Source organism: Streptomyces sp. NPDC044063, from assembly GCF_056434285.1.
Genome location: NZ_JBWKFM010000001.1, coordinates 50245 through 62795, shown reverse-complemented (window position 1 = coordinate 62795; position 12551 = coordinate 50245). Strand labels below are relative to the sequence as shown.

Below are 12551 nucleotides of genomic sequence, written 5' to 3'. Positions count from 1 at the left end.
CACGAAGACACCGCTTTTGGGGTGGCGCGGTCCCCCCCCCCCCCCCACCCCCCCCCCCCCCCCCCGCCCCCCCCCCGGGCCGAGCAGAGCGGGGGCGCGGCGGGCGTAGTGGTGGCAGATCCCGGCGGCGTCGATCACCTCTTCCCAGGCGTGGACGCGGGCCTTGCCGGTCTCCCACTGGAGGAGGTCGAGGGCCTCGTGCCGCCGGTCGAGCAGCAGGTCGTGCAGCCGGCCGAGGACGCGGGCCCGGTCGCGGACGTCGCGCGCGGCCCACACCCGGCCGGCGGCGCGCGCCCGCTCGTACGCCTGCGACACGTCGTGGGGTGTGGCGCCCGACAGGTGGGCGACGACGTCCAGGGTGAAGGGCGCGCGGGGAGTGAGCCGCGGGCCGCCACCGGTGAGCAGCCCGGCCAGCCGTGCGGTGGTCGCGGACAGCCCCGGCGGGGGTCCGGTCGTCTCGGGACGCATGGGTCAGTCCTCGCAGGGTGTCAGGCCGCCGCCGGCGTAGAGGGAGTCGATCAGGTCCCGGTAGTGCTCCCGGATGTGGTGGCGGCGCGGCTTGAGGGTGGGGGTGACCAGGCCCGTACGGGGTGTCCAGGGGCCGTCGACGACGGCGAAGCGCCTGACGCGTTCCGGCCGGGAGAGCAGCCGGTTGCCGCGGGCGACGGCGTCGCGGACGCGATCGGTCTCCACGGCCCCGTCGAGGGTGAGGAGCGCGACGTTGTACGGGCGGCCGTCCCCGAACACGCACACCTGGTCGATCAGGGGTTCCTCCCCGGCGATCCGTTCCTCGATACGGGCGGGGGCCATGTTCTTGCCGTACGCGTTGACGATGAGCTCCTTCTTGCGCCCGGTGACGCGCAGCGAGCCGTCGTGGCCGACCTCTCCGAGGTCCCCGGTGCGCAACCAGCCGTCGGGGCCGAGCGCTGCGGCGGTCTCCTCGGGCCTGCCCCGGTAGCCGCGCATCGTAAGGGGGCCGCGGACGAGGATCTCCCCGTCGGGTGCCGTGCGCAGTTCCACGCCGGGCAGCGGTGGTCCGATCCAGCCCGGCCGGTGGTGGCCGGGCACGGTCACGCACGCCGCCGCGCACAGTTCGGTCATGCCCCAGATCTCGCCGACCGGCAGCCCGAGGGCGCGCAGGAAGGCCATCGTGCCGTCATGTACGGGGGCCGCGCCGACGTGGACGAACCGCGTCTGGTCCAGCCCGAGCAGGGCGCGCAGGGGGGCGAGGTAGGCGGGCTCCAACCGCTCGTACTCCGCCCGTGCGGCGGGGTCGTCCCCGTCGGTGGGCGGCCGCTCACCCAGTTCCAGGGCGCGCAGCGCGCCCCGGCGGAAGTCGTCCGGGGCCCGGCCGATCTCGTCGAGCAGCCGGGACCGCAGCTTCTCCCAGACGCGCGGGACGGAGAACAGCCACTGCGGCCGGACCTCCGGCAGCACGGAGAACAGCCGCTCCGGCTCCGGGCAGCAGGTCACGTCCGCGCCCAGTGCCATGGGCAGGTAGTGCGAGCAGCAGCGCTCGGCGATGTGCGCCATGGGCAGGTACGACACCAGCCGGCACCCGGCCGGCAGCGGCACCCGCTCCAGGAAGGCCAGGCCGGTGGCCCGTACCGCGCCGTGGGTGAGCTCGACGCCCTTGGGCGGTCCGGTGGTGCCCGAGGTGTAGACGACGGTGAGGACGTCGCCGGGGCGCGCCCGGTGGGCGTACGGGTCCTCGGCGCCCGCCTCCAGGAGGCCGCCGAGTCCGTCCCGGTCGGTGACGACGGCCACCTCCCGCAGGCCGGGGCAGTCGCGCCGGAGCGCCTCAACCCGCTCGCGTGACGGCTCGTCGCAGACCAGGACGCTCGCCCAGGAGTCGGTCACGACGTGCCGCAGTTCGTCGTCGGCGGCGGTCGGGTGGAGCGAGCAGGTCGTCACGCCGAGGGTCATGGCGGCCGCGTCCACGACGTGGAACTCCGGCCGGTTGCCCAGCAGGAGGGCGAGGGTGTCGCCGGGCCGCAGCCCGAGCCGGGCCAGTCCGGCGGCGCAGCGCCGGGCGGCCGCCCGGTACGCGGCCCAGGTGAGGGCGTCGCCGCCGGGCGTGCGCAGGGCGGGGCGGTCGGCGAAGACCTCGGCCGTCAGGTCGAAGGCCTCGGCGAGGGTGGGCTGGTCGAACGCATGGCTGATGTGGCCGCCGGGAGGGACGGCCGGGGCGGCTTGTGTCATCGCGTCCTCGGCGGTGCGGTGGGTGTCGTCGTCGCTTCCGTGGCGGCGGCACGGGGGGATTCGGGCAGCCAGCGGTACTCCAGTGCCCCGAGGGCCAGGCGGGCCCGGGGGACGGCGACGCCCAGCAGGTCGCCGAGCGTGCCCAGCCGGGTGGAGACCCGCGGTCTGCCGGTGAGCAGCGCGGTGGCGATCATCTGGGCGGCCTCGTGGGCGCCGAGGCCGGGCAGCCGGGCGAAGGCCGTCGTGGGGGCGCTCATCCGGGTGCGGACCAGCGGCAGGTGGACGGTGCTGACCGCGATGCCCTCGCGCCGGAGCTCGGGGGCGAGGGACTGCCCGAAGGCCTCCAGCGCGGCCTTCGAGGGGTTGTAGGCGGTGAAGCGGGACATGGCCAGCTGGAGTCCGATGGTGGACACGTTGACGATGTGTCCGTGGCCGCGCTCGCGCATCCCGGGGAGCAGTCCCAGCGTGAGCTCCACCGCGCCGAAGTAGTTGACCGCCATCGTCCTGCGGTAGTCGTGCGGCCGGTCGGCGGCGTGCAGGGTGCCGCGCCTGATGGAGCGTCCGGCGTTGTTGACCAGGATGTCCACGCCTCCGCCGGCGGTGGTCACGTCGGCGACGAACGCGGCGAGCTCCTTCGCGTCGGTCAGGTCCACGGCGAAGGTCCGGGGCTCGCGACGGCCGGTGGCGGCCCGGCGGGCGGTCTCGCGCAGGGCCTCCTCGTCACGGCCGAGCAGGAGCAGTTCGGCGCCGGCCCGCCCCAGCAGGATCGCCAGCTCGCGCCCGATGGCGCCGGAGGCGCCGGTGACCAGCACCCGGCGGCCGCCCACGCGCTCGGTCAGCCGCCGGACACGGGAGATGCGCATGGTCCTCGTCACGCTTCCTTCGGGCACGGTTCCTGCGCGTGCCGGACGGAGACCCCTTGCAGGTGGGACGTGCGCAGGATCGGGTAGTTCAGCTCGCCGTACACACCACCGGTGCGGCCGGTGCCGCCGTGGGTGCCGAGGTAGGGGGCGAAGCCGATGTGGGATTCGTTGACCTTCAGCAGCCCCGCGTTGGTGACCCGGCGCACGAAGGCGTCGACGACCTTCTCGTCCCCGGACCACAGGGAGTTGCGCAGCCCGTACTCGTTGGCGTCGACGAACGCGATGACCTCGTCCAGCAGGTCGCCGCTCCCGTCCCGCTCGTCGGGGACGACGACCGCCAGCAGCGGGAAGAACGTCTCCTCGCGCACGGCCCGGACCCGGCGGGCGTCGCGCAGGCCGTCGACGCGGACCACGGTGGGTTCCAGGAAGGCCCCGGTGAGCGACGGCTCCCCGGACAGGCCGACCCGCCGGCCGCCGCACAGGACGCTCCCGCCGTGCTGCCGGGCGTCGGCGAGGACCTCGTGGAAGCGGTCCATCTTCAGCACCGGGCTGAGCAGCACGTCCGGATCGCCGGGCAGCCCGGGACGCAGCTCGCGGCAGCGCGCGGTGAGGCGTTCCAGGAGGACGTCGGCGATGTCGGGGTGGACGACGGCGGTCTTGGGGACCATGCAGATCTGCCCGGAGCCGTAGAAGCACTCGACGAGCGCCTCCACCGCGCCGTCGGGATCGGCGTCGTTCCACACCACCAGGGTGTCGTTGCCGGAGAGTTCGAGGACGGGCTTCTTGCCGCGCGTCACGCACTCGTCGCCGAACTCCAGCCCGACGTCGCTGTCGCCGAAGAACATGATGTCGTCGACGTACGGGCTGGCCAGCCACTGGCGCAGCATGGGGCGGGTGGCTCCGGAGACCAGGTTCACGGTGCCCGGCGGCGCCCCGAGTTCGTCGAGGATCGGGACGACCAGCTCGCGGTAGATGAAGGCGACCCCCAGGGGCGCGGTGCGCGGCGCCTTGACGACCAGCGTGTTGCCCGCGCCGAGGGCGGCCGTGCCGAGGAAGGAGTTGGAGGCGGCGGCGTTCTGGGGCGGGTTGAGGCAGACGACGCCGTCGGGCTTGCGCAGCAGCGACAGGCTGCGGCCGGGGGCCTCGAAGCGCTGTTCCAGCTGGCTGCGGTAGAAGGCGACGGTCTCCTCGCTGCTGCCCATGAGCATGCCGGCGATCTCCCACTCGGCCAGCCGGCGGGGGTGTCCCTCGGAGACGAGGATCGACAGCAGTTCGTCGTGGCGTGCCGTGAGGGCGGCGTGCAGCCGGGGTCCGAGCTCCATGCGGGTGTCCAGGTCGAAGGAGGCCCACTCCGCGCGGGCGTCGTACGCCGCGCGGAGCGCGTCCGCCACGTCGTCGGCGGAGCCGAGCCCGACCCGTCCCACGATCCCCTCGGTGTCGCCCTCGGACGCCTCCGCCAGGACGTCCGTCCCGCCGGTCGCGCGCTCCAGGCGGCGCTTGCGGGTGAAGGTGCCCCGCGGGTCGGTCAGGAAGGCACCGGCGTCCGGGCAGTAGGTCCAGCGCGGGCCGGGACGGTCCTGGCCGCCGATGTACTGCGGGTAGGAGTACACGGCGGTCACCACCCGCCCGGGCCGGCGAACGCGGGGTCGCCCGCGACGAGGTCGCTCTCGTACGGCTCGGCGTCGGCCATCTCCCCGGCGGTGAAGGCTCCGTAGGCGCCGAGGTCGAGCAGGCCGTGCCCGCTGTAGCAGAAGACGATCACGGCGCGGCGCCGGGTACGGCGGCATTCCTCGGCCAGCTCGACGGTGGCCCGGATCGCGTGGGCGGTCTCGGGCGCGGGCAGCAGCCCGTGCAGCCGCGCGAAGAGCGAACCCGCCGCGAAGACCTCCTTCTGCGCGTACGCCCGCGCGCCGATGATCCCCTCGTCGCGGGCGAGGCCGACGAGCGGGGCCGCGCCGTGGTAGCGCAGGCCGCCGGAGTGGATCGGCGGGGGGACGAACTCGTGGCCGAGGGTGTAGGTGCGGGCCAGCGGGCCCAGGCCGCTGCCGTCGGCGAAGTCGTACCGGTACTGCCCGGCGGTCAGCGTCGGGCAGGCGGCCGGCTCGGCGGCGAGGATCTCCAGGTCGGCGCCGGCCAGTTTGTCGCCGACGAAGGGGAACGCGAAGCCCCCCATGTTGCTGCCGCACCCCACGGAGGCGACCAGGAAGTCGGGCTGCCTGCCGATCTCCTCCAGCTGCTCGCGGGTCTCCAGGCCGACGACTGTCTGGTGGAGCAGGACGTGGTTGGCGAAGGCACCCATCGAGAACCGGTCACCGGGGTTCTGCCGTACGGTCTCCAGGGCCTCGCTCACGGCGGTGGCCTCGGAACCGGGGTGGTCGGGGGTCTTCTCCAGCAGCTCCCGGCCGTACGCGGTGTGCGGGCCGGGGCTGGGCAGCACCCGCTGGCCGAAGGTCTCCATGAAGTGGCGGCGGTAGGGCTTGCTCTCGAAGCTGGCCCGGACCATGTAGACCAGGGCCTTCACACCGAACTGGGCGCACGCCAGGGACAGCGCGCTGCCCCACTGCCCGGCTCCCGTGTCGGTGACCAGCCGGTCGACCCCTTCGAGCCGGGCGTAGTACGCCTGGGCCAGGGCGGAGTTGAGTTTGTGCGAGCCGGAGGGGCTGGAGCCCTCGTACTTGAAGTAGATCTCCGCCGGGGTGTCCAGATGGCGTTCGAGGCCGTGCGCCCTGAACAGCGGGGTCGGGCGCCACAGTCCGTACGCCGAGCGGACCTCCTCGGGGATGGTGACCCACCGGTCGGGGGACATCTCCTGGGCGATCAGGGCCTTGGGCAGCAGCCGTTCCATGAACTCCTGGCCGACCGGTTCCCCGCTCGCCGGGTCGAGGTAGTCGTCCGGGGCCCGGGGGAGATCGGGGAGTACGTTGTACCAGCGCTTCGGGATCCTCGAGAGCGGAAGATCGTGGCGCTCCAGGGAATTCAAGGGGCTGTTTTTCCTCTCGCACGTCGTCATGGGTCGCATCCGACCGTGTCAGTCGGCGGGCTTCAGCCGGCAGTGGTAGGTGAATTCGGCCTCGGCGACTCCCTCTCCCCCACCGTCGTGGAGAAGGGACGTCACGGTGACCTCGAACCGTCCTCCCGCCGGGAGATTCCCGACCTCCGAGCGCAGCTTCCGCCAGGGGAATTCCGCCACCGCGCGGATTTCTCCACGGGCTTTCCTGCGATAGGAGATCCGCGAGTCCCGGAGCACGAAGACCGATGTGGCGATCCATTCCGCGAGCGCTCCCGCCAGGGAGGCTCCCGCGGCCGCCTCGGCGACGAGGAAGAGCGCGCCGGCGTGCAGGGTCCCGACGTGGTTGAGCACGTCGGTCGACTCCGTCAGAACGGCCACGGCACGGTCCTCGCCGATGTCGACGACCTCCGCCCCCACATATCTCTGGAACGGCACCAGCTCATTGACGAAGGACCGGATCTCCTCCAGGGAGAGCACAGGGGGCCGGGGGGACTCTAAAGGTGGCTGGGAGCTCAGAACCGTCTCCGATCGACACGCGGAACCGGACGGACATGCCGGGGGACCGGTGATCTCCCGGCGGGCTGAGTGGCGGTCACCACCGTCCCGAACCACGGTGATCCGAGTCAAGATCCCCCATCAAAATATGCTTGTATGATTTATTGCCTTCCTTTCCGCGATTTTACGCCGATTTTCTGATCACCCCATCGAGGGTGCGGCACGTCATGCATCATGGGACGGGCGCGCTCCTCGGCCCCGCTCACCGAAGTCGCGCGCGGCGCCACACGCGATGTCACGCGATGTCACGCGATGTCACGCGCAGAACCTTTGCCGCACGAGGAGAGCGAGAATTGCCATGCCGGCGAAGCCGTACCAGCGGCAGGAACGCACGGAAGCACCGGACCGGGACGGCACGGCCGTCCCCGAGGCGGACGGGGCGGGCGGGGCGGTCGGGGCGGACCCCCGGCGCTGGCGGATCCTGGCGGCCCTGGTCGTCAGCCTCGTGCTCGTCGTCCTCGACACGTCCATCGTCAGCGTCGCGCTGCGCACCCTGGCCCTGCCCGCCCCCGACGGCCTCGGCGCCTCCCAGAGCGCTCTGCAATGGACCGTCGACTCCTACACCCTGGTCTTCGCCACCCTGCTGATCACCGCGGGCCTCATCGCCGACCGCGTGGGGCGCAAGCGCGTACTGCTGGCCGGTCTCCTGCTCTTCGGCGTGTTCTCCGCCGCCTCCGCGTACTCCCACACAGCGGCCCAACTCATCGCCGCCCGGGGCGGCATGGGCGTCGGCGCGGCCCTCGTCGTCCCCGCCACCCTCGCCATCATCACCAACGTCTTCCCGCCGCGCGAACGACCGAAGGCGATAGGCCTGTGGGCCGCCTCGGCGGGGCTGGCCGTGGCCATCGGGCCCGTCACAGGCGGCCTGCTGCTGGAGCACTGCTGGTGGGGCTCGCTCTTCCTGATCAACGTGCCCATCGTCCTCGTGGGCGTCGTCGCCATCGCGCTGGTCGTCCCCGAGTCCGCCGACCCGGCCCGCAGGCCCTTCGACCCGGTCGGCATCCTGTTGTGCGTGGCCGGACTCGGGCTGCTCGTCCTCGGCATCATCAAGGGCGGCGAGACCGGCGACTGGGCCGCACCGCCCGTCTGGGCGAACGCGCTGGCCGGTCTCCTGCTGCTGGCCTGCTTCGTCGCCTGGGAGCGGCGCAGCGCGCACCCGGCCCTGGATCTGCGGTGCTTCCGTGACGCCCGATTCTCGGCCGCGGTCGCCGCCACGGCCGTGGTCTTCTTCGGCCTGCTGGGCTCCTCGTTCTACATGATCTTCTACCTCCAGAGTGTGCGCGGCTACACCGCCCTCCAGGCCGGATGCTGCCTCCTCCCCCTGGCCGTCGGGCAGATCGCCCTCTCCCCGCACAGCACGGTCCTGGCCCGCGGTCTGGGAACCCGAGCCGTGTGCACGGCGGGGCTCGTCCTGACCACGCTCACGTTCCTCGGCGTGAGCGTCCTCGACCAGGACTCCCCGCTGTGGGTGTGCGAGGCCCTCTTCTTCCTGATGGGCGGCGCCATGGGCTACGTGATGCCCGCCGCCACCGCCTCGGCCATGGCCACGCTTCCCCCGCAGCGGGCGGGAGCGGGCTCGGCCGTGCTCAACTCCCTCCGGCAGGTGGGCGGCGCCCTGGGGGTCGCCGTCCTGGGCTCCCTGCTCGCGTCCCACTACCACGACCGGATCGGCGACCACCTCGCCCCCGTACCCGCCGCGCTGCACCCCCTCGCCCAGGAATCCGTGGCCGGAGCCCTCACGGTCGCCGACCACCTCGGCCCCGCCGGCCCCGCCCTCGCGGGGCACGCGGTGGACTCCTTCATCGCGGCGATGCGCCTGACATCGTTGGTGGCGGCGGGGGTCATGCTCCTGGGGGCGGTAACCGTCTTCGTCGCCCTCCGCGGCCCACGCCCCCGCACGACGCCCGACACCACCACCGACATGGCGCGGAGCCCCGTGGATCACAGCCAGGTGTAGCGCGGGCCGGCGACGGCCCGGCAGCGCCCACGTTGTCGTCAGTCCGGGGTGTCGTACGTGACGCGGGCGGCCCGGACCTCGTCCATGTGGTCCTCCGCCCAGCTCTTGATCGCGGACATGACCGGCAGCAGCGAGCGGCCGAGCGGGGTCAGTTCGTAGTCGACGCGGACCGGGACGGCGGGGGTCACGGTCCGCGTCACCAGCCCGTCGCGTTCCAGATGGCGCAGGGTCTGCGTGAGCATCTTCTGGCTCACGCTGGCCAGCCTGCGGTGGAGGTCGCTGTAGCGCTGCGGCCCGTCGGCGAGCGCGTTGACGGCCAGGCTGACCCACTTGTCCGCGATGCGGTCCAGCAGTTGCCGGGCGGGGCATTCGGCGAGGTAGGCGTCGTAGGCGGCGCTCGCCTCCGCCCGGCGCTCGGCGGCGGTACGGGTGGGCATGGCTCTCCTTCCGGTGCCGTACGCACCTCGAAGTGCGCACTTCCCGGCGGAGAGTAGCAGTCCATACGGTGTGCGACATGATCTCCGGAGAGAAGACGATGCGGGCGGTGGTCGCCCGCGGTTACGGCGGACCCGAGGTGCTCGAACTGGTGACGGTCCCGCTGCCGGAGCCCGCCCCCGGACAGGTACGGATCCGCGTCGAGGCCGCGACCGTCAACCCCGTCGATCTGGTCACCCGTTCCGGCGTGCTCGTCGAAGCCGGGCTGATGACCGCCCGCGAGCACACGGGCATCGGATGGGATGTCGCGGGCGTGGTCGACCGGATCGGAGCGGGTGTGACGGCGTTCGCGCCGGGACAGCGCGTGATCGGACTGCGCGACCTGCTCGACGCGTCGCTGGGCGCCTACGCCGACCACCTGGTCCTGGACGCCACGGCGGTCGCGCCCGCACCGCCGGGCACCACCGCGGCGGCCGCGGCGACGCTGCCCTTGAACGGACTCACCGCCGTGCAGGCCCTCGATCTGCTCGGCCTCGCCGCGGGCGACACCGTACTGGTGACCGGGGCCACCGGAGCGGTCGGCGGCTTCGCCGTCGAACTGGCGTCGCGGCGCGGCCTGCGCGTCATCGCCCAGGCCGGCACCGCCGACGAGGAGTTCGTCCGAAGCATCGGCGCCGAACGGATCGTCGACCGCGATACGCCGGACCTCGCGGCCGATGTCCGCCGCCTGGCACCGGCCGGCGTCGACGGCGCGCTCGACACGGCGGGGCTCGGAATCCGCGCCCTGGCCGCGGTCCGCACCCGGGGCGCCTACGCCACGGTGGTCGGCGGTTCGGCTCCGGTGCCGTTGCGCGGCATCACGGTGCACCAGCACTGGATCAGTGCCGACGGAGCCGTCCTGGCCGAGCTCGCCGCCATGAATCTGACACTGCGGGTCGCCGACACCCTCCCGCTCGAACGCGCGGCCGAGGCGCACGACCGGCTCGCGGCGGGCGGGATACGCGGACGGCTGGTGCTGGTTCCCTCCGGAGCCCCGTCGTAGGTGACGAAACGTAACCCCTCTGCCCGTCTGCAAACCCCGAGCGCAGCCCGCGCGGACGTACCGCCGAGCAGACCGCCCGGTGATCGTTTCCGGCAGCAACGCAAGCTCTCGATCGGGTGACGGGCCACGGTCGAGTGAATCGCACAACCTCCCACGGACCCCCTGCCCAGCAACGCCGGGCCCGTTGACTCCACCTCGAATTTCCGCACGACACGACGTTCTTGGGAGGCCGTGACCACACCCGTCCGGGGGCCGTTTTTCCGATCACTCGTCCGACCCGCTCGTCAACGAGGAGGCAGAGTGCATCACCACGGGGATCGGTTCACAAATGCTACGGAGGTGCGTTTGCGATTCGAACACGGCCAACCGGGACCTGGCCACCGCGCTGCAACGGTCACGGGGAGGCGGGCATGACGCGGTCACCGCGCTACCGGCTCGTGGTCGACGTGATGGTGCTGATGGTCCGCGACGACGGACGGGTCCTGCTGCTGCGCCGGGCCGGACAGGTCCACGCCTCCGGGCTGCTGTGTCCGCCCGGCGGGCACCTGGAGAAGGACGAGCCCGTCACCGCCGGCGCCCTGCGCGAGGTCGCCGAAGAGGTCGGGGTCACGATCGCGCCGCCGGACCTGGAGTTCTGCCACGCCATCCACCACCGCGACCCCGAGGGCGAGGGCCGCATGGGGATGGTGTTCACCGCGCAGCGCTGGGCGGGCCACCCGTCCATCCGCGAGCCGGAGAAGTGCTCGCAGCTGCTGTGGGCGCATCCCGCCCGGCCGCCGGCGGACTGCGTGCCGTACACCGCCGCCGTCCTGGAGCGGTTCTGCGCCGGCGCCCTGCTGTCCGAGCACGGCTGGCCGACGGGAGGGGCGGCGTGAAGACCACCACCCACGTCAGGGCACCGGGCGAGCGGGCCGAAGGATCGCCCTCGGAACAGTTGCTGTTCGGCGGACCGCTCGTGTACGCGGCACGGTGGAACGACTACCGGTACGCGTACGTCGAGATGTCGTTGTCGGCGATGGCCCTGCGCCACGTCCTCGAGCACGGGGAACTCCGCGAGTCCGGCACCTTCGAGGAACTGCTGGCCCCATCGGCGGCGGGGGTGTTCCGCGAGCTGTACGAGATGCAGGCCCGGCAGTACCGGCACGCCGGGGTTCCGGGACCGCGGCGCCCGGCCGACGCGGCCGACCGGGTGAAGAACGGCGGCGAGCGGTGAGGGGCGTCCCGGCGGGAGGAAGCCTGTGGCGGCACGCGGACTTCGTACGCTACTGGTCCGCGTGCGCGGTGGACGTGGCGGGCAGCGGCGTCACGTCGGTCGCCCTGCCGCTCATCGCCGTCGTCTCCCTGCACGCCACCGTGTGGCAGGTGGCCCTGCTGTCGTTCGCCCAGCGACTGCCGCCGCTGCTGGTGGCCCTTCCCGCCGGGGCGCTCGCCGACCGGCACCGCAAACGCCCCCTGATGATCGGCTCGGTACTCGTCTGCGGCGCCGCGTTCACCGCCGTCCCCGTGGCGGACGCCGCCGGCTGTCTGTCCCTGGAGCTGCTGTACGCGGTGGGGCTGGTGACCTCGACGGCCGGCATCCTCGGGTCCACCCCTCGCATCAGCTACCTGCCGTCCCTGCTGCCCGGCGATCGGCTGCTGGAGGCGAACGCGAGGATCGGCGCCGTCGCGTCGCTGGCCGACAGCGCCGGGGCGCAGCTCGGCGGCGCGGTCGTCACCGTCCTGGGCGCTGCCCGTGCCGTCTGCTTCGATGTCGCCTCCTACCTGGCCTGTGCCCTCCTCCTCGGCAGCATCCGCACCCCCGAGCCGGCACCCGACCGGTCCGCGCGGGAAGGCTCGCTGCGCACCGAGATCGCGGAGGGGGTGCGGTACGTCGTCGGTCACCCGACGATCCGTCCGCTGTTGCTGACCGGCACCGCCTACACCGGGGTCTTCGCCCTCCTCACCACCCTGTGGGACGTGTACCTGCTGCGCGAACTCCACTGCGCGGCCACCGACTTGGGCACTCTGCTCAGCGTGGCGGCGCTCGGCGGGGTCGCCGGCGCGCTCACCGTCCGCCGGCTCGTGGACCGGTACGGACCCGCGCGCGTCATGCTCACGGCCCTGGCCGTCACCCCCTTCACCGAGTTACCGCTGCTGCTCGCGGGGCCGGGGCGCACCGGCCAGGTCGCCATCGCCGGGGGCTTGTTCGTCCAGCTGGCGTGCGCCGCCGCCCAGGGCTCCACCCAGCGCAGCATCCGCCAGGCCGTGTGCGAACCCGGCATGCAGGGCCGCATGCTCGCCACGGGCCAGTGGATCACCTTCGGCACCCGCCCGCTCGCCGCCCTCCTCGCCGGCGCCTCGGGGACATGCCTCGGCCTGTGGAACACCCTGGCCCTGGGCACCACGGCGCTCGCGCTCCCGTTCCTGCTGCTCCTGACCTCCTCGATCCGCGGCCTCCACCACGTCCCGGCCTCGCGTCCCCGTCCCGAAGGAGAACCGGCGTGACCA

The 12551-nt window shown here is 73.0% G+C and carries 12 protein-coding genes; 5 read left to right on the top strand and 7 right to left on the bottom strand.

Annotated features, from left to right (window positions below):
• The 6 genes from AC07BS_RS00265 to AC07BS_RS00240 form a co-directional block, all read right to left on the bottom strand.
• Positions 1–468: aldehyde dehydrogenase family protein (locus AC07BS_RS00265; RefSeq protein WP_478928961.1), on the bottom strand; the 468-nt coding region annotated here is incomplete at its 3' end.
• 3 nt (positions 469–471) lie between these two features.
• Positions 472–2202 carry an AMP-dependent synthetase/ligase gene (locus tag AC07BS_RS00260; protein ID WP_478928959.1) on the bottom strand — a complete coding sequence of 577 codons (1731 nt, stop codon included), beginning with the start codon at positions 2200–2202 and terminating at the stop codon, positions 472–474.
• The gene (locus AC07BS_RS00255; protein WP_478928958.1) at positions 2199–3065 is read right to left on the bottom strand and encodes an SDR family NAD(P)-dependent oxidoreductase; all 867 of its coding nucleotides are present in this window, start codon (positions 3063–3065) and stop codon (positions 2199–2201) included. The genes AC07BS_RS00260 and AC07BS_RS00255 overlap by 4 nt, the downstream gene beginning before the upstream one ends.
• An 8-nt stretch (positions 3066–3073) precedes the next feature.
• The gene (locus AC07BS_RS00250; RefSeq protein ID WP_478639167.1) at positions 3074–4675 is read right to left on the bottom strand and encodes an aldehyde dehydrogenase family protein; all 1602 of its coding nucleotides are present in this window, start codon (positions 4673–4675) and stop codon (positions 3074–3076) included.
• A gap of 5 nt (positions 4676–4680) precedes the next feature.
• Positions 4681–6045 carry a TrpB-like pyridoxal phosphate-dependent enzyme gene (locus AC07BS_RS00245; RefSeq protein WP_478639170.1) on the bottom strand — a complete coding sequence of 455 codons (1365 nt, stop codon included), beginning with the start codon at positions 6043–6045 and terminating at the stop codon, positions 4681–4683.
• Between the two features lie 48 nt (positions 6046–6093).
• Positions 6094–6552, bottom strand: coding sequence for a YiiD C-terminal domain-containing protein (locus AC07BS_RS00240; RefSeq protein ID WP_478639172.1), 459 nt, complete (start codon positions 6550–6552; stop codon positions 6094–6096).
• 376 nt (positions 6553–6928) lie between these two features.
• On the opposite strand from AC07BS_RS00240, the gene AC07BS_RS00235 reads away from it, so the two are divergent.
• Positions 6929–8587 (top strand): MFS transporter, encoded by a 1659-nt coding sequence (locus AC07BS_RS00235; protein WP_478928955.1) that lies wholly within the window; start codon positions 6929–6931, stop codon positions 8585–8587.
• A 38-nt stretch (positions 8588–8625) separates the two neighbouring features.
• On the opposite strand, the gene AC07BS_RS00230 is transcribed toward AC07BS_RS00235, so the two are convergent.
• Positions 8626–9024 carry a winged helix-turn-helix transcriptional regulator gene (locus tag AC07BS_RS00230; protein WP_478639176.1) on the bottom strand — a complete coding sequence of 133 codons (399 nt, stop codon included), beginning with the start codon at positions 9022–9024 and terminating at the stop codon, positions 8626–8628.
• Between the two features lie 77 nt (positions 9025–9101).
• On the opposite strand from AC07BS_RS00230, the gene AC07BS_RS00225 reads away from it, so the two are divergent.
• From AC07BS_RS00225 to AC07BS_RS00210, 4 genes are all read left to right on the top strand, one after another.
• Complete coding sequence (locus AC07BS_RS00225) at positions 9102–10064, top strand: NADP-dependent oxidoreductase (RefSeq protein ID WP_478928953.1); 963 nt, start codon at positions 9102–9104, stop codon at positions 10062–10064.
• A 410-nt stretch (positions 10065–10474) separates the two neighbouring features.
• Positions 10475–10939, top strand: a complete 465-nt coding sequence (locus AC07BS_RS00220; protein WP_478639178.1) for an NUDIX domain-containing protein — start codon at positions 10475–10477, stop codon at positions 10937–10939.
• Complete coding sequence (locus AC07BS_RS00215; protein WP_478928951.1) at positions 10936–11277, top strand: hypothetical protein; 342 nt, start codon at positions 10936–10938, stop codon at positions 11275–11277. The genes AC07BS_RS00220 and AC07BS_RS00215 overlap by 4 nt, the downstream gene beginning before the upstream one ends.
• Positions 11274–12548: an MFS transporter gene (locus AC07BS_RS00210; RefSeq protein ID WP_478639182.1), complete on the top strand. Its 1275-nt coding sequence runs from the start codon at positions 11274–11276 to the stop codon at positions 12546–12548. The genes AC07BS_RS00215 and AC07BS_RS00210 overlap by 4 nt, the downstream gene beginning before the upstream one ends.
• Positions 12549–12551 lie beyond the last annotated feature (3 nt).